Source organism: Fictibacillus sp. 5RED26, from assembly GCF_015903895.1.
Classification (GTDB): domain Bacteria; phylum Bacillota; class Bacilli; order Bacillales; family Fictibacillaceae; genus Fictibacillus; species Fictibacillus phosphorivorans.
This window is the reverse complement of record NZ_JACZDU010000002.1, coordinates 319,931-343,245: the sequence shown is the minus strand read 5'-3', so window position 1 is coordinate 343,245 and position 23,315 is coordinate 319,931. Positions and strand designations below refer to the sequence as shown.

20 protein-coding genes are annotated in these 23,315 nt (G+C 41.0%); 10 read left to right on the top strand and 10 right to left on the bottom strand.

Features of this window, described 5'->3' with window-relative positions:
- Positions 1-87: 87 nt before the first annotated feature.
- Positions 88-690, bottom strand: a complete 603-nt coding sequence (locus IHV10_RS10070) for a hypothetical protein (RefSeq protein WP_197128717.1) — start codon at positions 688-690, stop codon at positions 88-90.
- 275 nt (positions 691-965) lie between these two features.
- Positions 966-1,733, bottom strand: a complete 768-nt coding sequence (locus IHV10_RS10065) for a LamB/YcsF family protein (protein WP_197128716.1) — start codon at positions 1,731-1,733, stop codon at positions 966-968.
- A gap of 106 nt (positions 1,734-1,839) precedes the next feature.
- Here IHV10_RS10065 and IHV10_RS10060 point away from each other — a divergent pair, with 106 nt between their 5' ends.
- On the top strand, positions 1,840-2,178 hold the full coding sequence (locus tag IHV10_RS10060) for a hypothetical protein (protein ID WP_197128715.1): 339 nt from the start codon (positions 1,840-1,842) through the stop codon (positions 2,176-2,178).
- A gap of 110 nt (positions 2,179-2,288) precedes the next feature.
- On the opposite strand, the gene IHV10_RS10055 is transcribed toward IHV10_RS10060, so the two are convergent.
- From IHV10_RS10055 to IHV10_RS10040, 4 genes are all read right to left on the bottom strand, one after another.
- Positions 2,289-3,431 carry a glycerate kinase gene (locus IHV10_RS10055; protein ID WP_197128713.1) on the bottom strand — a complete coding sequence of 381 codons (1,143 nt, stop codon included), beginning with the start codon at positions 3,429-3,431 and terminating at the stop codon, positions 2,289-2,291.
- A gap of 15 nt (positions 3,432-3,446) precedes the next feature.
- Complete coding sequence (locus IHV10_RS10050; RefSeq protein WP_197128711.1) at positions 3,447-5,120, bottom strand: alpha-amylase family glycosyl hydrolase; 1,674 nt, start codon at positions 5,118-5,120, stop codon at positions 3,447-3,449.
- Entirely contained in the window at positions 5,120-7,786 is a 2,667-nt protein-coding gene (locus IHV10_RS10045) for a glycoside hydrolase family 38 C-terminal domain-containing protein (RefSeq protein WP_197128709.1), read from the bottom strand. Before IHV10_RS10045 ends, IHV10_RS10050 begins: the two co-directional genes overlap by 1 nt.
- Positions 7,787-8,054: 268 nt before the next feature.
- The gene (locus tag IHV10_RS10040; RefSeq protein WP_197128707.1) at positions 8,055-10,016 is read right to left on the bottom strand and encodes a fructose-specific PTS transporter subunit EIIC; all 1,962 of its coding nucleotides are present in this window, start codon (positions 10,014-10,016) and stop codon (positions 8,055-8,057) included.
- Between the two features lie 165 nt (positions 10,017-10,181).
- On the opposite strand from IHV10_RS10040, the gene IHV10_RS10035 reads away from it, so the two are divergent.
- The 5 genes from IHV10_RS10035 (at position 10,182) to IHV10_RS10015 (ending at position 14,025) form a co-directional block, all read left to right on the top strand.
- Entirely contained in the window at positions 10,182-10,928 is a 747-nt protein-coding gene (locus tag IHV10_RS10035; RefSeq protein ID WP_197128705.1) for a MurR/RpiR family transcriptional regulator, read from the top strand.
- A 397-nt stretch (positions 10,929-11,325) separates the two neighbouring features.
- Complete coding sequence (pssA, locus tag IHV10_RS10030; RefSeq protein WP_137790872.1) at positions 11,326-12,051, top strand: CDP-diacylglycerol--serine O-phosphatidyltransferase; 726 nt, start codon at positions 11,326-11,328, stop codon at positions 12,049-12,051.
- 143 nt (positions 12,052-12,194) lie between these two features.
- Positions 12,195-12,551 carry a hypothetical protein gene (locus IHV10_RS10025; RefSeq protein WP_197128703.1) on the top strand — a complete coding sequence of 119 codons (357 nt, stop codon included), beginning with the start codon at positions 12,195-12,197 and terminating at the stop codon, positions 12,549-12,551.
- A 199-nt stretch (positions 12,552-12,750) separates the two neighbouring features.
- On the top strand, positions 12,751-13,218 hold the full coding sequence (locus tag IHV10_RS10020; RefSeq protein ID WP_197129907.1) for an NUDIX hydrolase: 468 nt from the start codon (positions 12,751-12,753) through the stop codon (positions 13,216-13,218).
- A 36-nt stretch (positions 13,219-13,254) separates the two neighbouring features.
- The gene (locus IHV10_RS10015; protein ID WP_197128701.1) at positions 13,255-14,025 is read left to right on the top strand and encodes a DUF2628 domain-containing protein; all 771 of its coding nucleotides are present in this window, start codon (positions 13,255-13,257) and stop codon (positions 14,023-14,025) included.
- Between the two features lie 38 nt (positions 14,026-14,063).
- On the opposite strand, the gene IHV10_RS10010 is transcribed toward IHV10_RS10015, so the two are convergent.
- Entirely contained in the window at positions 14,064-15,011 is a 948-nt protein-coding gene (locus tag IHV10_RS10010; protein WP_197128700.1) for a hypothetical protein, read from the bottom strand.
- A gap of 584 nt (positions 15,012-15,595) precedes the next feature.
- Between IHV10_RS10010 and IHV10_RS10005 the strand changes: the two genes are divergently transcribed.
- On the top strand, positions 15,596-16,090 hold the full coding sequence (locus tag IHV10_RS10005; RefSeq protein WP_197128698.1) for a hypothetical protein: 495 nt from the start codon (positions 15,596-15,598) through the stop codon (positions 16,088-16,090).
- Positions 16,091-16,204: 114 nt separating this feature from the next.
- Here the strand turns inward: IHV10_RS10005 and IHV10_RS10000 are convergent, their stop codons facing one another.
- Together IHV10_RS10000 and IHV10_RS09995 are read right to left on the bottom strand one after the other, a co-directional pair.
- A complete protein-coding gene (locus IHV10_RS10000; protein ID WP_197128696.1) occupies positions 16,205-17,947 on the bottom strand; it encodes an ABC transporter ATP-binding protein in 1,743 nt (580 codons plus the stop codon).
- Positions 17,948-18,204: 257 nt separating this feature from the next.
- The gene (locus IHV10_RS09995) at positions 18,205-18,363 is read right to left on the bottom strand and encodes a hypothetical protein (protein ID WP_197128694.1); all 159 of its coding nucleotides are present in this window, start codon (positions 18,361-18,363) and stop codon (positions 18,205-18,207) included.
- A 223-nt stretch (positions 18,364-18,586) separates the two neighbouring features.
- On the opposite strand from IHV10_RS09995, the gene IHV10_RS09990 reads away from it, so the two are divergent.
- Entirely contained in the window at positions 18,587-19,867 is a 1,281-nt protein-coding gene (locus IHV10_RS09990; protein WP_197128692.1) for a helix-turn-helix transcriptional regulator, read from the top strand.
- 52 nt (positions 19,868-19,919) lie between these two features.
- On the opposite strand, the gene IHV10_RS09985 is transcribed toward IHV10_RS09990, so the two are convergent.
- The gene (locus IHV10_RS09985; protein WP_197128690.1) at positions 19,920-22,355 is read right to left on the bottom strand and encodes a bifunctional diguanylate cyclase/phosphodiesterase; all 2,436 of its coding nucleotides are present in this window, start codon (positions 22,353-22,355) and stop codon (positions 19,920-19,922) included.
- Positions 22,356-22,728: 373 nt separating this feature from the next.
- Between IHV10_RS09985 and IHV10_RS09980 the strand changes: the two genes are divergently transcribed.
- Positions 22,729-22,992 carry a hypothetical protein gene (locus IHV10_RS09980; RefSeq protein ID WP_197128688.1) on the top strand — a complete coding sequence of 88 codons (264 nt, stop codon included), beginning with the start codon at positions 22,729-22,731 and terminating at the stop codon, positions 22,990-22,992.
- Between the two features lie 28 nt (positions 22,993-23,020).
- On the top strand, positions 23,021-23,308 hold the full coding sequence (locus IHV10_RS09975) for a YesK family protein (RefSeq protein ID WP_197128687.1): 288 nt from the start codon (positions 23,021-23,023) through the stop codon (positions 23,306-23,308).
- Positions 23,309-23,315 lie beyond the last annotated feature (7 nt).

Genomic DNA, 23,315 nt, shown 5'->3' with positions numbered 1-23,315 from the left:
CGGATAAAGGTAGCTTGAAGACGCGTGGAATGTGCTGGAAAAAGAAAAAACTAGATTTCCTTGTAATGGAGTTCTAGTTTTTGACGTTTACGCTGTATGTAGTAGCTTCTTTTTATAGTGAAGGGCGGATAGTAATTTTAGTCCACCTAAGGTACTTATTTGTTTATCAAGAATAGCGAACGCCTCGTCTCTGTTGCCGTTGCGTCGATGCTCTTCAACTGTTAACCATGTCACATAATCACGGTCTTTCAATTGTTTCTTGTAATTCTCGTATTCGTCTTGTCTGTCTTCTTCCATCGCAACGATTGCAGAATAATAAAGTGTGAGATCACTTTTTTTCATAGTCTGTAGAAGCTCCTTTACATCTGCCCATCTTTCTTGCTGTGTGAAAAGCATGATCTCAGCATATTTTCTCGCCTGAGCTTGTTTGATTTTCGTGAGCTTCGTTTCAGCCTCACTTTCTTGTTCATATAAAAATGCATATAAAAAGCGGTGATACGGCTGCTTTGATTTTAGTAAGTACTTCTTTACTTGTTCAGCATCTTTTTGCCACATTAACGGATAGAGAAGAGTTAGAAAAGAGCCTGCTACAAAAAATAGTAGCAGCGTGATGAACATCCATGTTGATGCACCAAGTATTGAGAGTGTCAATGATAGAATAAAAAAGATAAGGTAAAGAATCCAAATCATAGGTGTGATGCTTCCTTTCTTTAGTAGAAGTTTCCAGATTTATTATGACATAGAGAGGGGTTTTACGGTACGTGTTTCTATATTTGTTACACGTTCGCCGGTACAGTCGGTCGTTCCACCTGTAAAGTGAGAGTTTCCACCGGTGAGCCTTCATTTTTTACCGCTCATCGTCCCTATACCACCTGAAAACCACTCCTAACCACACGAACTAACTAACCTACCACACATTAAAAAGAGCTCAAAGGTGCGTTCCTTTGAGCTTGAAGCAGTCTAATTTAAATACTTTCTCCGATTTTACGTACAGAGATCCCAGAATCCTCTAACGTTTGTCTAATTTTCTTCGCAAAACTCAGTGCATGCGCACCATCTCCGTGGATGCAAACCGTATCTGCCTTTATATCAACGTCAACATCTTGCTGCGTCATCACTTTTCCTTCTTTAGCCATACGAATCACTTGTGCGACAGCCGCATCATCATCCGTAATCACAGCATGTGGCAATTTGCGTGAAGTAAGCGTGCGATCTTGCTGATACGTACGATCGGCGAAAACTTCAGATGCTGTGCGCAGCCCAACCTTTTCACCTGCTTGAACGAGCTCACTCCCTGCAAGTCCAAATAAAATAAGCTCAGGATTCACTTTGTAAACGGCTTCGGCAATCGCTTCAGACAGTTCACGATTCACCGCCGCCATGTTATAGAGCGCACCATGCGGTTTCACGTGTTGAATCGTTCCGCCTTCAGCCTGTACAAATCCCCACAATGAACCGATCTGATAAACCACCATCTCATATGCTTCCTGTGGAGAGATATCGATGTTTCGGCGGCCGAATCCAGCCAGATCAGGCAACCCCGGATGAACACCGATTCCAACGCCATGCTCTAGCGCTAATTTTACCGTTTTCATCATCGTCGCAGGATCTCCCGCATGAAAACCACATGCGATGTTGGCTGATGTTATGTATTTTAAAATCTCTTCGTCTGTTCCGAGTTTGTAAGCGCCAAAACTCTCGCCCATATCACAGTTAATATCAATAATACTCATGAAATGACCTCCCACTTTTTAAACAGTTGTTTAATTTACACCAACTGTACGATAAGTTTTATATATTGTAAAATGTTTAGGAAGACTAATAAAGGAGGTGAGAAATGTGGAAAAAGTACTGAATGAAATTCTAGTAAAATTACTCAGCATCGATAATAAGGTTTCTGAACTGGATAATAAAGTGAGTAACTTGGATAATAAAGTGAGCAATCTAGATAATAAAGTGACCAATCTAGATAATAAGGTGACCAATCTAGATAATAAGGTGAGTAATCTAGATAATAAGGTAACGACCTTAGAAACTGGCCAACAACAGATTGTTACTAGACTGGATACATTAGAAACAGATGTAAAAGATGTTAAAGCCACTGTCAGTCGGATCGAAGTTAGCCAAAATGATGATGTGATTGGGTTATTAAAAGTGATGCAAAAACAAAAGCATTAACCTCATATCAAATCGTATAGATTACTTCAGAAAAAGTCCTCGATCGTGCATTTCTAGACATTTCATAATTCTCAAATCCTAAAAAAGGAAAGCCCCTTGAGAGCAAGGGGCTAATTTATTTTCAAATGTATCAAACGCGCAATGTTTTCCGCTGTTTTTTCCACATTAGTCGCTCCATGCAACAATGCTTTCTCTAACGTCACCACACAGTTCACCACGCTAAAAACAGCATCAATTCCGTGATCATACACCGCTTCATAATCAGGACCTATGCTGCCAGCAATCGCAACAACGGGTACACCGTCCATAACAGTCTTCGCTCGTTTCGCTACACCAACTGGCGCTTTGCCATGAATGGTTTGAGAATCGATCCGGCCTTCTCCAACAATGACGAGATCCGCATCACGAACCACATCTTCAAAATGAATTACATCAAGCACAAGATCAATTCCGCTCTGCAGCTTTCCGTCTAAAAACGCCACAACTCCTGCACCAAGGCCGCCAGCAGCGCCCGCGCCTGGTAACTCATCTACTGCAACACCAATATTTCGCTCCACTACTTCAGCGTATCGTTTTAAACTTTCATCTAAAATGCCAACCATATCTGGCGTCGCACCTTTTTGCGGTCCAAAAACTGCCGATGCCCCGTGGTGTCCCGTTAACGGATTTGTAACATCACACGCCACATCCACTTTAACCGATTGCAACCTAGCATCCAGCCCAGAAACATCAATGGTCAAAAGTTCACGAAGCGCTTCACCACCAGCAGACAATTCCTCACCGTTCACATTCAAAAACTTAACACCGAGTGCAGACGCCATGCCAGCACCGCCGTCATTTGTTGCAGATCCACCAAGACCTAGTACGATCCGTTCCACTCCTCGATTCAAAGCATCCAGAATCAGTTCACCTGTTCCGCGCGATGTTGTCACACAAGGATTTCGCTTCTCTCTCGGAACAAGATGAAGACCGGATGCGGCAGCCATCTCAATCACTGCCGTCTTCCCGTCACCAGTCACGCCGTAAAATGCATCTACTTTTTCACCGAGCGGACCTGTTGCCTGGACTTCGACCATCTCGCCGCCTGTCGCATCAACAACCGATGTAACGGTTCCTTCTCCACCGTCGCCAACAGGAACGTGCACATATTGTGCGTGAGGAAACGTACTTTTGAAACCAGCTTCCACTGCTATACAGACTTCAGCCGCTGTCATACTTTCTTTAAATGAATCAGGAGCAATGACAATCTTCATCCGTGTCCACCTACTTTATTTTTTAATCCACATAAACTGATACGGAACAAGTTCAACAGTTCTCTCAACAGAATTGCCACTCCACAAGTCTTGCCCACCGAAAGGAAGTTCCACATCGATCAGTTTGTTCGATGCGTTCATCACGAACAACACCGTGTCATCTGTTTCTTCATTTCTGCGAATTAGTGAGAATACCTGCTTCCCAAGATCTACAATCGACTGTGAAGCGAATGGCGAGAACGCCGTTTCCTGCTGACGCGTTCGAATCAACCGTTTTAACCCCGTAAACACTTTTTGACGTCGAGTAGATGTTTCCAAATCAGCTACCAACTCATCGTACTGAAACTTTTGACGATTGATCCGGCGGTTGATTCCTGACGACTCCAATCCTTCATAATCGTTTTCAGACCCTAATAATGAATGATAATAGACGGCTGGAACACCCATCACGGAGAACAAAACGGAATGTGCCGCAAGCATTTTTTGCACTTGCATATCTTCACTCGTATCTTCGTCTTTATTGATGAGCGCATCCATGTAATTGATGTTCAGCTCGTAAGGAGATTCCGTTCCGTCTGGGTTACTTTTATACGAAACACGACCGCCGTTACTCAGCACTTTTTTAGCCAATGAGGAACGCTCATCTTCTGTTAAAATTCCTTCTGTTGGACGCATGCCGATACCGTCATGACTCGCTAAAAAGTTAAAGTACGTAGCCGAATCAGACACCTTTTCAATCGACTTCGCCCAACCCGTCAGCTTACTCGCATCATGAGTCGTTAACGTGTGCAATACGAGCGGCGGCAGCGAAAATTGGTACACCATATGTGCTTCATTGTTTCCGTCACCAAAATAGCTGATATTCTCTTTATGCGGAACATTCGTCTCTGTGATCAAGAGCGTGTTTAACTTCAGCTCTTCTAAAATCTCACGCCACAACTGGATGATGGCATGTGTTTGAGGAAGATGAATACATGTCGTACCAGATTCTTTCCACATGAAACCGATCGCGTCTAGGCGAATGCTTGTCCCACCGCGGTTCGCGTAATTCAGTAAAATATCCGTCATCTCCAGCAACGCAGGAAAATGCTTAAAGTTCACATCCACCTGATCTTCAGAAAATGTTGTCCACGCTGTCTTTCCACCTTCGTACTCGTGAAATAGCGGAGAGGTGCGAGGACGCACGACGTTTGAAGCATCGAAACCTTCTTCTTTCGGGGTAAAATAGTTCGCATATTCTGCCTCACCCTTCAGATAGCCTTGAAACCACTTGCTCGACTTCGACATATGGTTCGCCACAAAATCAAACATTAAACGATAATCGCCTGAAAATCTTTCAATATCCGACCAATCCCCCAGTTCAGGGTGGATCTCACGATAATCAACGACCGAAAAACCATCGTCAGACGTATACGGAAACATCGGTAACAAATGTACATCCGTAATCTCATCTGCCGCGTATTCGTTAATGAACTTGTTCAGCGTTTTTAACGTCGGCTCCCCTTCTTCTTTTATGATGTCGCCGTACGTGATCAGATACACATTTTTTTCAGAAAGTGGAGCTGTCTCGCTCCACTTCTTCTCTTTCCACCCATCAACAAGCTTTATGATTTCATCTTTATAGGTAGATGAAAATTCTTCGCCATAGATCGTTTTTAACAAATTCTCAACTTTTTTTGGAAAACTCATTACACATTCTCCTTCATACGAAGCTTTAATGTGACATATCCTTTTGCTCGAACCGTCACTTCGTCTTTCACGTCGATCACACTTTTTTCGTTCAGTTTTGTTTGTGCAACAGATTGGATATGTTCGCTTCTTAATAAGACTGTCTGTGCTACCTCACTCGGGTTAAACAAACGTAAGACGACCGACTCATCGTCATGCGCTTTTTTCATCGTGCTTAGGAACAGGTCACCTTCTGTCTCAAACAAGCTGAATCTCGCCGGTAAGATATCCACTGGATAAGGAATCTCAAATCGGTCGAGTCTCTCTTCAAACGTGTTCAACGCTTGCTTTTGATAACTCACACTGTGTCCGCGATAATTATCTACCGTGTTAAACAACTGTTTAACATCATGACCTTCTGTAACCGTAATTGCGTACTCAAAAGACATTTTCGTCTGCATTTGAGCATCCGGTGTATGAACGACTTTGTTGTTGATACCTGACGCGCGGCCAGGTCTCCAAGCTAAGTTGTCACGACCAAGCAGCCCAACACTTCGGAACAGCGTTAAAGCGAGTTGCCCCGTTTCTTTGATCAACTCATACTCTTTGATGCCTTTCGTGATAACAGCAGAAGTTAACTCTCCGTTCGTTACACCTGCTAGATTTTCAAGCGGATAGATCGGCACTGGTGCTTCAGCGAACTTTTCTTTTTTCCAGTTCTCCATGTACGGATTAACGGTCGGGCGCTGAATCAAGCTGAAACCTTGATCACCGAACGAGTAATCTGGTGCTTCAACAGAAGTTTGCAGCAACACGCGAACGCGGTGATCTTTTACTTCGTTTTCAATGTCATGTGTAACCCGGATAAAGTCCTCACCACTGCGTAGTTCAAATCGGGTTACAATGGCTAAATTCCCAGTTGCGTCTCCAACTTTTCGTTCTTCCAAGTCTTTCGACACCTGCAACAGATGCACGACCTCCATGAATTCTACAGCTTCACTTCCCTCAACATAAACAGATTCGATCTCTCGGGAATAAATCGGAGAGTCTCCTGCAAGTGGAGAGAAATCATATGAATCGCCCGCATCCGCAACATTTTCGAACTTCACAAAATCTGAGATCGTCTTGTTCAATGCTTTCACCGTTAAATGCAGTCTGCCATCTTCCTCAAAAATGCGGAAGTTCTCATTCTGTATCGCTCGTTTATCTTCAACTTTCGGAGCTACATGTTCGATCACTTCATCTTCCACTACTTCAAATGTTTCATAGCCCATGGACGGAAGTTTCACATTCTGTAAGAGCACTTCGTTTCTGTAATAACCTGGCGCTTCTACTTCTTTCTCGCCATCCGCCGTTACGACGATCGTCTTTCCACCTGAGATATATTCCTGATTCAATACGTCGAACAAAACAGGATTTCCATCTAGGTCACGAACACCAAACCCTTTTTCTTTTGTAAAAAGAACGACTTTTTTAGAGCCTTCAAACGCTTTAGGCAGCAGATGGAACATCACAAAGATCGAATCTTTGCCTAGCTTACGGCTCACAGCTTCTGATATCTGTTTTTTTAATAGATTCAAACAGCCGTCAGCAATTCGTATAACTTTCGTAAGACGATTCACGATTTCTTGGTTCGTGTCATCAGAATTACAACCACCAATGCTGTCATGCGCGTGAACATCGAAAAGCATCTTCCACATCTCATCCAGCCATCGTTGCGGATATTTAAAACCTAGCGTACTTGCAAAACTCGCTAATGGTTCAAGTTCATAAATGACCTTTTCTTCAGCAATATCATTAAGTTTCTTGATATCATAACGCTGAGAACGAATCGTATTATGGATACGAGATTTTTGAGTCGCGATCAGCTCACCTTCGATCACGTTCTTAAAATCTCCTTCTTGCCACGTATCCTTCATGAACGTTTCATAGTCAGATAGCACATATTCGTGTTTGTCATCTTTTTCGTTCAGCTTTTTTACCGTTTCAGGAAAATGCTCACGCACGAGCACTTGGTCACCACCGGCTGGCAACAACAAGTTATCCGTGCTCGCGTTCAGATCAGCTATTTTTTCTAAAATAGGCAGCAATCGTTCTTCCATGTACTGAGGATCATCAGATAAAAATTTTCCTGGACCGTAGCCGAAGTAGATATTGTTTGCCTTCACGCTCTCGCCGTCTGGGGATTGCCACGTGAAGTTCAGATCACCGTTCAACTGATCGGTATAGATTCCACGCTGTAACACGCTGTAATCAATATCAAATTCTCTGAACATAGACGGAAGGTACGTGTTTTGACCAAAAATATCAGGCAGATAACCAACGTTCAGGGAGTGACCCATCTTTTCAGCGATTCGCGTTCCGTACATCAAGTTGCGGATCAATGACTCTCGGTTAACAAGTAGTGAATCTGCTTGTGTGTACCAAGGTCCTACGAAAATACGCTTATCGGCGATCAAACGGCTTAACCGTTCTTTTTCTTCTGGACGAATCTTTAGATACTCATCAATGATCGAGCTCTGCGCGTCAAATACATAACCCGTATACTCAGGGTCTTTATCCATAACATCCATCAACCGGTCCATGTTTTCTACGAGTAGTAGGTTTGAATCTTCTATAGTAAAGTACCACTCGCGATCCCAATGCGAATGCGGTACGACGTATACCTTTTTTTGTTTCTGTTTCATGCTGTTTCCCTCCCGAGTTGCTCACGTTTAATAGAAAGAGGGGTCACCTTTTTAACAAGATGCGCCCCTTTTCTTTTTTGTATTTTCAATGTCGCTCTCCGAAAGTAGTTGATTTCCGCTCCAGGATGCTCGCTTTCCGGGAGGCGTGCGGTGAGCCACCTAGCGCTCTGCGCTGTTAGGTGTCTCACCTGTCCCGCTTATCCCCCAGGAGTCTCGCACCTTGCGCTCCAATCACCCTTGTCAAAGAGGCACGTACTTTAAAATCTTCTTATGCTTGTCTCTCTTTTTTCTTTAAAATCGCAAAGCGGATAAAGATGTTGGAGAATGCGATGAATGCTGCGCCGACAACGAGTCCGAGCAAGTAAGCCCAAAGGTTCTCAACGAGCGGCCAGCCCCAGACTGCCGGAAGCGGAAGCCATTGAACAGCTCCAAGCAAGACAGCCGTACTTGCGCCAAGGATCGCACCGATAATGTTGATCGGTATCGTGATCAACGGGTTACGAAGCATGAACGGTATCGCACCTTCAGAAATTGCAAGGAATCCTAATAACAACGATGTATTACCTGCTACACGAAGGTCTGCTGGGAATACACGGCGACCGACAATATATTTATCAATGACAACAGCGATTCCAAGGCCGATCGGTGGAATAACGATCGCTAGAACGCGAGCTGTTAACGGATACACTTCATCAGCGGCAAGTCCGATCGCGATCGCACCAGCTGCTTTGTTGATCGGTCCACCTAAGTCAAAAGCAGTTGCAGAAGCGATGATCGATGCAAGCACAACGTCACCCGTTCCTTGTGCAGACTCGATCCAGTTGCGTAACACAACGTTCAGACCGCCAAACACAGGATCTACAATATAAAAGTTTAAGAAAAAGATCGATAGTACTGAGATCGCTGGGATGAGAAACATCGGCTTCATCGCTGCTAAATTTTTGTTCAACTGTATTTTTCGGTTCAAGAAGCGAGCGATATAACCTGCTGCAAGACCGAGGATCAATGCTCCTAAAAATCCAGACGGAATGCCTTCCGGGTTGTTCCAGAACGTGTAATGAAGTCCCCCTGCAAAAGCTCCTCCGATAAATCCGGCTACTAGACCAACGCGGTCAGCCAGTGAATACGCGACGAACGCGGCAAATATCGGATACATGAATTTGAATATGAGTGCTCCAAACTTATCGAGGTGGTGCAGAATAACGAATAGCTCGTTTGAATGTGTAGCGTACTTCGGATCAGCAAGTTCGTTTACAAGTCCGAACGGCATCGCACCGAGCTTTGCGATCCCCATCATCAATCCACCTGCAACGATAACGGGAATCATGTAAGAGATCCCTGTCATTACCGCTTGGACCATATCTTTAAAGAATCCGCCTCCGCCACTTGATTGTGAAGTAGATGATTCTTCTTCCTCTGCTTCAACAACACCATCAGGGTTATTCAGCGCTTTTTGAATCATTTCTTTCCCTTTTCGTAATGGTTCAGCTACACGCGTCTGCACATACGATTTACCTGCAAAACGGTCTTTTTGCTTTGGTGCAATATCCGTTGCAAAAATGACAGCATCCGCGTTTTTTATAACCTCTGCTGATAACTCATCTTCAATTCCACTCGCACCTTGCTTTTCAACGAGTACAGAAACACCTAGCTCACGTCCTGCTTTTTCCAGAGCTTCAGCTGCCATGTACGTATGCGCGATACCTGTTGCACAAGCTGTAACAGCAACAACAGTCTTCGTGAACTCTTTTTCAGTCGTAACTTCCGTCTTCTTTTCAACATCCAGCCTGTTTAAAAATTCCTCCGTTGTTCCCGCTGCCATCAAACCTTCCAAGTAGCCTTCACGCATCAAATTTGTGCTTAGTGTAGACAATACTTTTAAATGCGTCGTTCCGGCTTCACTTTCAGGAATAGCGATCAAGAATACGAGCTGAACTTTATTGTTCGGATCGATACTTTCCCAATCTGAGAGTGGTGTTTTGAGACGAGCTACCGCAAAGACCGCTTGTTTTACCGTTGCCGATTTTCCGTGCGGAATCGCTAACCCTTTCTCCATGCCTGTCGGAGATTGCTCCTCACGTTTTAACACCGCTTCCAATAAAGCTTCTTCAGATTCTATATAATTTTGTTTTTTAATCTTTGAAATTAGCTGCCGAATAACTTGCTCTTTATTTTGAGCATCCACATCGAACAACACTAAATTCGGATGGGTCATGTTTCTTAGTTCCATGACGTTCACTCCAATCTCCCCTAGTATGAAAGCACTTCCAACTTTCTATACTCTATTTGTAACATGAAAGTAAGCGTTATCTTTGTACAGAGTCCGTACATTTGTACAGAATGAAAAATGGGCTATACTAAAAGAAAGAATCGTACGGAAATGAGGAAGTTAACGATGGGGAAGTTTCTAGATCAGTTCAGCAGCAAGTTAGCTGAACTTACACCGACTGAAAAACAAGTACTGTATTACATAGACAACCATATAGATGAAGCAAAAACGCATTCGTTAACCGAGATCGCCAAAGTGAACAACGTGAGTACAACAACGATTGTACGCATGTCGCATAAGCTCGGACTTGAAGGCTTTTCGGAACTGAAATACATTTTAAAAATGATTGAAAATCAGCATGTCATGTTGAGGGATAATCCGGTTGAGCGCTATAAAGAGGAATTTGTCTCCGCGTTTGAAACGATTCAAAAAACGGAGCTCGAAAAATTGAGTGAGAAAATCGTGAACGCAAAACGTGTGATGGTGGTTGGTGTAGGTCTATCAAAAATGATGGCGGAGTATTTCAGTAAATTGCTCATGCAGACGAACAAGCAGACTCACTATACATACGAATCACACATGATCGACCTTTTACCGAATATGGTAGAACCGAACGACCTCGTGTTCTTTATCTCGTCAAGCGGCGAAACGAAAACACTCGTGCAAGCAGCCGAGAAGCTTTCGTATAAAGTCGTTGATACAGCAGCGATCACGAACGCATCCGACTCTACTTTAGGCAAGATGGTGAAGACAAACCTGAGCATGACCGTCGGCCGTGTAAAGTTCGCAGGCTATGATATTACAGCAAGATCAACATTGATGCTGTTGATCGACCTCTTGTTTGAGAGTTATTTGAAGAGAAGTGTGAAGTAATCTTCATGGGGTGGACTCGAATTATCATATTTTATGTGGACAAAGTTGTTTTTACGGTACGTGTTCTTATAATAATTACGCGTTCGCTCAATATGGCTTTCGTTTCACACCAACAGTCGAGCGTTTCGCTCACGATAGCTCACGTTACACCCCAATCCTCTTCTTTTTCGCTCAATCGTATACTTGTTTTGCTCAGACCAAGCACATGAACCGTACCAAGTCTCTTTCTGTACATTTTTGAACGAGTTTAGTTCATAAGCTATCACTCACTTAAACATCTCCCCTACCCCAACCACCCAAAAAATATGGTAAACTACTCACTTAACCAAAAAAACATAACTTTTTCCAATAAAATCATCTATTATATAGAGAAGAGTATTTTTTAAGGACGTGAACAATGAAAAAGCATATTCCAAACTTATTAACTTTAGGAAATCTATTCTGTGGGTTTCTTTCCATCGGTTACGTTTCAAACGGTGATATTCGAAACGCAGCTATCCTCATTTTCATCGCGATGATGCTGGATGCGGTCGACGGAAGAGCAGCTCGGATTTTAGGAGTCTCAGGAAACCTTGGAAAGGAACTCGATTCACTTGCGGATGTTGTCTCATTTGGCGTAGCACCCGCCTATTTTGTAGCGAATACCTACTTTGCTCATCTGGGGATGTGGGGCTTTCTGTTTGCAGGTCTTTTTCCACTATTCGGCGCATACCGGCTAGCACGATTTAACATTACGGCTGCAGAAGAATCGATGAAATATTTTAAAGGAATTCCGATCCCGCTTGCAGGGGGAATCGTTGTATTCTTAGTCTTTTTCGTAAAATGGATTCCACTTTGGATTTTTGTACTTCTGTTTTACGGACTCGGTCTCTTGATGGTAAGCACGATCAAGATTCCAAGCTTCAAGGATATCCCGATGCCGCGATACGGAACGATCATCTCGCTATTCTTGTTTTACATGTTTTACTTGCTTGCGAAGAACCGATTCGAAAGCGTACCGATCTTCTTTTATGTCGCACTAGCTACTTACTTCCTATTTATCGGAGTTCGTTTTATTAAGGTAAAAGAGATCAAGATCAGACGGCCGAGACGACCTCGTCGTAACAAAAGAAGACGTTTCTAACGTTCACCTACCAGATGCTAAAGATTTTTGGCATCTGGTTTTATTTTTGAATCATCTTTTCCTCTCTCCCTTCATATAATGTCACAATAAGCGAAACATGTACTTTGTGAAATGGACAAATCATGTTTGAGAGGAGAGATGGTATGAACAACTACCCAAACCTTAGGGAGTTCTATGAAAAGGTGCCTATTTTAATCGGTGAAAATGATCGGGCTGCTCTAAAGAACACAGCTCAGGAAGAAAACGCAGCACTCGAGAGCTCCACACATTGGCTCATCGCGATGGAAGGCAGTGAAAAGCAACGAAATGTTTACCACTGGAAGGTGCTCATCTATCCTTCACAAACGAAAGTGATACATTGCTATAAATCTCCTTACTATGCATCACAGCACTTTACATCCATTTATGAGGCTATTGAGTACTCTAATGAGCTAAGTCAAAAAGCCCGCGAAGATCTGCTAAGTACGATTGAAAAGCCTGCCTTACAAAGAGAAGCTTAACGAGATTCATCCTCGCTTTTCTTTTTGCAGTAGATTGTGAAACAGTGTACAAAAGACCTCAAACTCTATAAGAAACACACCAATGAAGTGGATGATAAACCAGTTCATTTTTATTATGTCTTTTTACAAAAAAATGCAGACGAACTTACATAATGAAGGTATAGTAGAAAAATAAGGAAATAGAGAAATGGGGATTCTGATGGATTACATAAAGTATGTGAGAGCAATGGTGGGTCACTCCAGGATCATTACGGTGGTCGCCGGAGCTTTTGTTTTTAATACAGAAAATGAATTACTTCTTAATAAACGGAGTGACAACGGTCAATGGGGTTTACCAGGGGGCTTTATGGAATTCGGAGAAACGGTGCAAGATACAGCCAGACGAGAAGTTTTTGAAGAAACAGGACTTACACTTGGTAAACTTGAGCTGTTTGGCGTTTATTCTGGACAACGCCTTGATAAAACCTTTTCAAATGGCGACCAAGTATCCATGGTAATGCATGTGTTTACTTGTCATGATTTTACGGGGGATCTCCTTACTTCTAATTCGGAATCAATGGATAATAAATTTTTCCCAATAGACAAGCTTCCACAAAACCTATTTACGGATCACCTTGAGATGATACAAGATTTTCTGAACGGTATTGAAAGACCTGTAGTGAAGTAACGTTTATAAAAATACTAAATATTTGAGGAGAAGGACATGAACGAAGCACACCAAGAGGAACTAAGCTTATTTGAGCAGCAACATAAAGTTGTTCAAAAAAATATACCTTACTACGACTTAAAGTGGAAATCCGTTGAGAACCCGGCAACAAAAAGCACCTGGAACTGGCTAGCCTTCTTCTTTTCAACGTTTTGGCTTGCGTACCGCAAAATGTATAAACCTTTCTTTATTATTGCAGGTCTTCAATTGGTATGGTCGGTACCTTTTTATTTTATAGACCTTTCCATTTGGCTTGACCTGCCCTTTTACGGGATAATCTCCATAATCGTCGGCTTATTCGGAAATCGCTGGTATTTTAATCATACGAATCACGTTTTGAAACAAGCTAGAGTTTTACCTGAAAACGTGCAAGAATCTTATATTCAAACAAAAGGCGGAACGCATATTGGTAGTATGATCGGTTTGCATGTTCTTTTGATTGCATTATTCTTTGCATTGGATTTCGGTTTGTCTTTCATACCCACAGAAACGAATATTAAGAATGCCGTACGAATCAGCGAAGAAGCAGATACATTAGAAGCTTACATGGACAATCCGAAGTGGAACTATATCAAACAAGATGGTCGTCACCATGTTGTAGAATTTACAGGCTATGATTACACCGAGAAAGAAGATGTTAGAATCGTCTTTTATGTTTACTTTGACAAGTACATGTATGAATGGAATCAAGTCTATATTAACGGGAAAAAACTTAACGAAGATGATTCAATTGATTATGAACTATATATTGAGGAAAGTTCTTGGTGATTTAAACACAAAAGGAGCTATAAGCAGCTCCTTTTTTCTTATACCGTTCTCCATTCACAACCCGTGTAAAGCTTTAGCTCTCCTTTGTAAAATACCATGCGTCCCGCAGTAGGATTCTTAGGTAAGCTTGATACATTTATATTAATACCGCCTTTTGCAATGACTTCTCCAGAATCTGTAATGGTCACTACATTAGAAGTTCCGTTCAGATCTGTAATGTTTAAGCTGCCGTTATCATCACGAATTGTCCATTTCCGCATTTTGTTCGGTGTGCTTAGGCTAATTTCCAAGTTATCTGTATGTGATTCAAATTTCACTTCCCCTTTACAGCCACGCTTTGTTTTAAAATGAAATTCTTTGTCAGGGTTCGCCATTCCGCCGAAACCCCAAAACCCATTTGTTTTGTTGATAGCCAGCATTGTTTCAAGTCCTCTACCATCGGCTACTTTATTACCAATGATCTTGAAATGCGCTAATTCATCGTCTGATGCGCCTTTTGAAACACCACTCGATACGCCTGCTGTATTAATTCCTTGACCCACTCCCCAAGCCACTTCACCTTTTATCCCTGTAAAATAAGTGGCTCTTCGGTTATTCGTGCTTTCTCCTTCATGCATCAGCATAAAGGCTGGGTGCCAATTTCCATTTAGCCACTGTGTATTTCCATCATTTTTGCCAGCCGTCTCATTGTGAGTCTTCGTAATGATTCTGTATTGCATACCGTCCCCGTTATACGAATCATAACGAGTGTTGATCGAATAATCATGAATCAGAATATCATGGCGTGCTGAAGAAAAATCAGGATAGGTACTTGGGATTCCACGTTTATATCCATAATCAATCTCTGGAGGTACCACGACTACTCCTCTTCCCCTGCTGTCTACATCCGCGATTGCCGCTTGGAGTGCAGCGCGGTTATGATACTGCGAGCGCATTGGGGCAGCACCATAAAAAATAACTGAGACCATTTGCGGAGAACCAAACATCTTACCACTCCTTAAAACTTTACGTTCTTTTCTAATATCCAAAACGAAGAAACTTCAACCTTCTAAATAATGGTACGATAAAGATAGAGAATCATTAGAAGAAAGTTGGGATCGAATGCGTACTATCATTAAAGAAAGTCCCTTATACATAGGTGCAGGTACCACATTTTTATTCACCATGTTTTATTTCTTCCTGAGCACAGGATTTAGCGGAGAAAATGACGGGCTTCCTTTTCTTATGCCTTATTTCATCTTTTTCGTTTATTTCATATGTTTTCTAGGAGAAGCTGTACTTTATCTTGTTCCTAATAAGAAACACTCATTTAATCTATCTCTATTATTGCTTCTATCTATCACAATTAGTATATTTTTTAGTTTACTATTTTACGGGGATATATATTTTATGATTTTAATTACACCGTTATTAACAGTTGGAAGCTGCATCTATTATCTGTCTAGTAGAATGATTAAAAAAAAGAACATAGCTTTGCTTCTATCTGCATCCCCTTTGTACGTCATAGTATTATTGTTAGGACTCATTCTATAGTAGATATCTATAAAATAAGAAAAAGGAGTATGTAAGAATGGAAGAAGCTTTTGGGAAACGCAAGATCTTCGCTACCATAATAACAAGTTTTCTTTTTTCACTAGTTTTAACAGTACTGTCTGTTTTAGACCGCGATACTGGTGAAAGTGGGTTAGAGATCATCTTGATTCCGATTTTTGCCGCATTTATAGCGGCAGGTGTCATCGTTTGTTTTGGGTTTATAACATCAGCGGTTATTGAGTATATCATTTGTAAAGTAAGTATGAATTACATCATTAGTATTCCTATGTACATTGTTTTATTTGGAACAATGGGTCTATTAATAGGGAGACTAATCTTTGGTTTCTGGGGATTATATACGTTTACAGGGGGAGTATGTGCGACAGTATTCGCAACCATTGACATGTGGTTACTATTTAGAGTCAAGAACGGGAAAGGCACCTCTGAAGAGATTCTAAAAATTTATTTATGGGTCATACTCACCGTCATTGTTGTTACGCTTTCTCTATTTTTATTTATTCAATTCTTTTAGATAAAAGGGTACGGCAAGTGCAGATGATTTACCGATCTTTTTTACAATTCGATACTTACCCTTTCTCAAATAAAAAAGCCTCTCCGTTTTATTGGAAAGACTTTTTGAAAACATCTAATATTGCACTTCAAACTGCTTATTGTAAAGTTGCGCATACGCTCCATTGTAGCTAAGCAATTCGTCATGCGTCCCTTCCTCCACAATTCCTTCGTTCGTTAGGACAATAATTCGTTCAGCATTGCGGATTGTGGAAAGGCGATGAGCGATCACAATCGTGGTACGCCCTTTTGCTAGAGACTCGAGTGATTCCTTGATTACAGCTTCTAATTCATTATCCAGTGCACTCGTCGCTTCATCCAGAATTAAAACAGACGGATTTTTCAAAAAGACACGGGCGATACTGAGCCGTTGCTTCTGACCACCAGAAAGCTTCACTCCTCGTTGACCGATGTCAGCGTGATACCCATTTGGCAAGCTCATAATAAACTCGTGAGCGTTGGCTTGCTTTGCGGCCGCCACCACTTCTTCATCAGTCGCTTCATTATTACCATAACGGATATTCTCCATCACCGTTCCCGCGAACAAATAAACGTCCTGTTGTACAACACCAATCTGATTTCTCAAATCATTTAAATCAAGCTCTTTTATGTCCACTCCATCAAGCTGCACTTCCCCTTCTGTCACTTCATAAAAGCGAGGAATGAGCGAGCAGAGTGTTGTCTTCCCCGCACCAGATGGACCTACGAGGGCAACGTACTCTCCAGGCTTTATATGAAGGTTAAGATTCGTAAACACAGGATCCAGATGCGGTTCGTAACGAAAGCTCACCTCATTAAAAACGATATCCCCTTCCACCTCGGAAAGTTTTCTCGCATCTTTTTGACTTTCGATGTCTGGTTTCAGGTTCATGATTTCCATAAACCGCTGAAAGCCTGTAATGCCTTCTTGAAACTGTGTGCTCATATGAGTCAGACGCTGAATAGGCTCCACCATATAGCCCACATATAACAAAAACGTGATCAGATCAGCTAAATCCAAATTTTGATTGACGATACTTGCGCTGCCGAACACAACAACCGTGATCGTGATGAGCTGAATCAAGATCTGTATGCTGTTATAAAAAGTTGCTTCTACTTTATACGTGTTTCTTCGACTTTCTAAGAAACGAAGATTTTCTTTATTAAACTTACGGATCTCCACTTGTTCGTTCGCAAAAGATTTTACGACCCGAATGCCTGAAAGTGTATCTTCAAGCTGAGCATTGATATCTGCAATCCGCTCTTTATTTCGCCGCAAAGCAACGTTCTCTTTCTTGTTAAAATAGAGCGAGAGAAAACCGATGATCGGTAGGAACAAAAATACCGCAAGTGTTAAAGGCACATTGATAAAAAACAGAATCACAAAGGCCCCTACAAACCTCACGAAATATTTGACGTAATCTTCTGGACCGTGATGATACAGTTCAGCAAGTAAAAATAAATCGTTTGTTACGCGAGACATGAGTTGGCCCGTCTTTTCTTTATCGTAAAAGCTAAAAGAAAGTTTTTGCAGATGTTGAAACAACTCGCTGCGAATATCACCTTCCATTCGGGCACCGACCACATGTCCTTTATAGTCAACAAAGTACGTTCCGAGATTCTGAATAACAACTAATACGAACATGATTCCGCCGATCCAGTAAACTTTATGAAGAGCAACAGACAAGTCCCCTTCTAAAACATCTTTGGTTATATACCGAACGAGCAACGGAAGGATGAGTGTGATTCCAGAAACAATAAACGCAATAATTAATACAGATAGAAATAACCCTAAATACGGTTTGTAATAGGAGAAAAAACGTTTGATTGGAAAATTCATGATTTACCCCTTTTGTGTTTTTTTGCGAGGCACACATAAGGGGACACACCGTCTATAAGTTAAGAACGTGTTCCACCCTTATATGTTTGTACGGTTTGAGTTGTCATGTTTCTCATGTTAAATTCCTCCTTAATCATTAGTAATACTATTGTAAAACGATTACAGAATATTCTGATACATCATTTTACGTGTACACCAAAAAACTCAAGTAGTGGTTATATCACTCTTGAGTCTGGTCATGTATGTATACTCCTCGATTATGGTTGGGCATTAACTTCCGATTTATGAACCAGAATAACACGTGGTATGTATGGTTCATTTACTTTTCGGATCTCAAGAAAATCTGAAGAATACACATGAAGTACTTTATGTAATTCATCTTGATAGGTTACGAGATCGCCTCTTACAATAGTCATAGCCTTCACCCTAGTTGTTAGTTTCTATAGTTAATTATACCTAATAAAATTGTTAAAAAAATTGGGAAACATGAAGGGATTTAGAGGTTAAATCGCGATAAATTACGACTAGTTTCCTCTTCCAGTTAAAGTTCAGGTATATTTATAGAAGAGAAAAAATATAACGTGAACTTATACCTAATAATTGTAAATCTATTAAGTAAACGAAGGCGGGGTAACAAATATGAACTTAGGAGAGAAGATTCGTTATTTCCGAAAAGTTAAAAACTTATCCCAGCAAGAACTGTCTGCCGGGATTTGTTCAGTTCCTTATTTGAGTAAAATTGAAAACGGAGTTACTGAACCTTCGGAGGAAATACAGCAACACTTAGCTGCAAGATTAGATATTAGGTTACATACAATAAACGAGAATGAATTAATTCAAAATTACGTAAAGCTTTTCTATTCTTTGTACCAAAGAGACTATCAAAGTGCAGAGCAACAATACCACACACTTTTACATTCACGCTCACAGTCTGTTGAGGAAGACATATTGCACAAAATATTTAAGAGTATTTATATCATGATGGCAATGGAAGATACAAAAGAAGTCTCCAGTTTATTAGATGAAGTTGCCTATATTGACAATGTGATTAAAGGAGAAAAGGCGTTTTATTATTTAATTGCCAGAGGACAATTAAGTTTTTATTTAGAAGAATTCCAAGAATGTTTTAACTATCTCACTAGAGCTGAGAAACTTTTAGAAGAACACCGTTTTCAAGAGTGGGAAAAAGGATATTTGCTCTACACCATTGGTCTTACTGCACATAAACTTTACAAAAATGTCGTTACTTTAGAATATACAAATAAAGCTTTAGAAATCTTTGAAAAAACCTACTTTTTTAAACGGTGTGCAGATTGTAGAGTTTTACTCGCCACTGTACATTTAAGGATAAAGAATTTTGAGGAATCAGCAAAACATTTACTACTTGCAGAGACGATTGCTAATTCATTTGGTGATAGCGACCATTTAAAGGGAATTATCTATCACAATTTAGGTGGCATTGCTACGCATAAAGGTGAAACAGAAGAAGCAATAAAACTCTATTCTCGCAGTTTATTAGCAAAAGAAAATGAGCCACTTTCCTTAAAAATTGTAACCTTATCCGCGTTAGTAAAAAGTTATCAAGTGTGTAACGATCGAGAAAAAGGTCTAGAACTCATCAATACTTGGATGGATCAGTTGAAAGATAATTCTCTTTTTAGAGGTTATGAACTTCATTTTCTTTACCATAAACACTTATTTACTCATGGTGAACTCAATGAGGACGCTGTTCAATTTATGATAAAAGAGCTGATTCCTTATTTTGAAAAACGAAACGAGTGGATTTTTTTATCAGAGTATTATCCGATTATTGGAAAATATTTTGAGAATAACCAGAAATATAAACAAGCAAGTGTTTATTATAGTTCTGCTATTCTTTCTATGAAGAAAATGTATGACTTTGGAGTTACATATATCTAATCAAAAAAAAAGCACTGTCAAAAGTGCTTTTTTCTTTTAATTATTTGTTAACTTAGCTCACTTCAATTACCAATCGCTCTTGTAAAATCACACCCAATTCTTCAGCTGAAATCGGTCGGCTGAAGTAATACCCTTGCGCTTCATTACATTGCTTTTGCTGCAGAAACTGAAGCTGTTCTTCCGTTTCTACCCCTTCTGCTATTACCTTCAAATCTAAGTTATGAGCCATTGCAATAATCGTTTCTACGAGTGACGCGTCTTTCGGATCGGCATAGATGTTACGCGTAAAGCTTTGGTCGATTTTTAACGTATGAATCGGGAACGTCTTCAGATAGCTTAGTGACGAATAGCCTGTTCCAAAGTCATCAATCGATAGATGAATTCCCATCTCTTTCAGCTGCTGCATCTTAGCTACAGCATATTTTGAATCTTGAATAATACTTTCCGTCAGCTCAAGCTCTAAATATTGTGGCGCAAGCTCAGTTTCATTCAAAATTCTACTCACCCGTTCAACGAGATCACTCTGCTGAAATTGACGGGATGAAATGTTGACCGCCATCCGTAATGGCGCGTATCCTTCGTCTTGCCACGCTTTATTTTGACGACAAGCCCCATGAAGCACCCATTCTCCGATCTGTAGAATCAGACCTGTTTCTTCGGCAATCGGAATAAATTCAGCTGGTGAGATCGTACCCCATTCTGGATGATGCCAGCGTAAAAGTGCTTCAACTCCGATGATGCCACCCGTTTCTACATCAATTTGAGGCTGGTATACAATCTTAAATTCGTCACGTTCCAGTGCCTTTCGAAGGCCGATCTCGAGCTTCATCTTCTTAGTAACGGCCTCATTCATCTCTGGTGTATAAAATTGAAAGTTGTTCTTCCCTTGTTCCTTCACTCGATACATCGCAGTGTCTGCATTTTTGATCAACGTTTCTATATCACGGCCATCTCCTGGATACATCGCAATTCCGATCGACGGAGTCACAAATAGCTCTTGCTCGTTGACCATAACGGAACTGCTAAACAGATCTACGATTTGCTGAGCGATTTTCGAGACTTCATCTGCCGTTGTATTTGGTATGAGTACGATAAATTCATCCCCACCTTGGCGGCAGACCGTATCGTTCTTCCCTACACATGCTTGAATCCGCTTTGCAATTTCAATCAACAGTTGATCTCCAACCGCATGTCCTAACGTATCGTTTATATACTTGAATCGATCGAGGTCGATAAACATGATGCCGATCGTCTGCTTGTTCTCATCTGCCAGTTCAAGTGCTTGAGAAAGACGGTCGTTCAACAGAAGTCGATTTGGCAGACCTGTTAAGGGATCACGGTAGACCATCTGATTAATTTTCTTCTCGTTTCTTTTTCGCTCCGTAATGTCACGAATAATGCTACTAAAATATACTTGATCATCTTCCTGCCAAGCCGCAAGGGACAGTTCAATCGGAAACTCACTTCCATCCTTTCGAAGCCCTTCTAACTCAACCGTGTTGCCGATCACTTTTGGTTCTCCAGACAACAGATAACGTTCCATACCTTGCTGATGAGCAACTTTAAACTTGTCCGGTATAATGATCTGCAAATTTTTTCCTAGTGCTTCTTTTTCGTTAAAGCCAAAGATCAGCTCTGCTCCTTTATTCCACGAGATGATGGTTCCTGTTCGATCTGACAGAATAATAGAATCGTTGGCAGACTCAATAACAGAGCGGAACTTTCTTTCTGATAGAATCGACTGATACTCAAACCTTCGATCGATGAACGTGCTGATGAACACCATCCCTAATAGAATAAGGATTACGATTCCGATCGCATAAGCTAATAGGGTGCTGTTAAACGGTGTTGCTGCTAGATCCGTGTGATGCTGATGCGTTTTGTAGGATGCAGCGGACATACCCGTATAATGCATGCCGGAAATGGCGATACCCATGAGTACCGCACTTCCTAGCTTCACGAGCCATATTTTACTGGTTTTATAGTTTTGGCTAACAAACGAAAGTAGATACAGAGCTACGACTGATGCGACAAAAGCAATGACCGCCGAAAGTGTCCATAATACTGGATTGTAGTTTATTTCAGCGTTCATTTTCATCGCTTCCATACCCGTGTAATGCATAGAAACGATACCCGTCGCCATGAAAAGAGCTCCTAACAATACCTGCTTTTTCCCCATAACAGGGCGGCTGATGATATAGAGTGCGATTCCGGAAGAAAGAATCGCTGGAATGATTGAAACAATGACGAGTGTTACATCATAAGTGACCGAGATCGATAAGTGAAAAGCAAGCATCGCCACGAAATGCATGGCCCAGATGCCCATCCCCATCGCAAAAGCTCCCGAGATCATCCAAATGTACCGTGCGTATGATTTTGTTTTTTGTACCTGTATCCCTAAATCCAGCGCAGCATAAGAAGCTATGACTGCAATAATGATTGATAGAGAAACAAGCGGAATGTGATATGTACTAGAAACGGCGTCCATTTATAGAAACTCTCCTTGTTGATAAATCGAAATTACTTTACATATTCTATATCGGTAAAATATTTACCGTATTTAGAGAGAGTAATAATAATATTTTTAAACAGTTGTTTAATTGGAAAGTAGACCCTTATGAGCGAAACAGGTGCTAGTTTGGAGTGAAACGGTGACGGTTCTGGGTGAAACAGCATTCATTCTGAGTGAAACGGCTGTAGAATTGAGCGAACGTGTAATAAAAATAAGAACACGTACCGTAAAAACAAGCTAAAATCATGTGACTATCGTTAATTAAAGAAGACTCATACAAAATAAAGGGAAATTATGTATAATGTAATTAAATGGAATTAAATCTGAATCGATTTTGAGGAGTGGTCTCATGGTGTTAAAAAGAAATGCTGGCATACTTTCAATTCTTTCTTTATTAATCGCAGGATCTCCAATCATTCTGGCTGCATATAGCCCATTCATTGCGGACAATATGTTTCCTATTTTTTTCACATTTATCGCCTTATCTTTGTTCTTGGCTTTTTACGCAAAAAAAGGATCATCCAAACGTATTGCAACAACTTTAGTTTTTGGATTCATAGGCTTGGCCGCGCTCTTGTATTTAGGCATGCATCTCTTCTGGTCTAAGCCTTAATCCACTATAATAGCAGGAGGAAATTAACATGTTTTTTGGAATGCCATTTCTTATCAGCTTAATACCAGGCATAATCGTCCTCTTTCTCACGTGGTGGCTAAGAAAAAAGAACGTCTCTTTGTTCATAAAACTTGTGCCATGTTTGTTAATCGTGATTAGCTCCTTGGTCATTTTTTATGTGAGTTTAGAGTTCATTCGTGGTTTTGAAGGAGCAGCTTACGGGATCCTCGCGTTTTTCTTACTTTGTTTTGGAGTTGCTGCCTATTTCCTTGCTATAAAAAGAATCACCGTCATTCAAACCACAAAAAGTGGATAACCTGGCT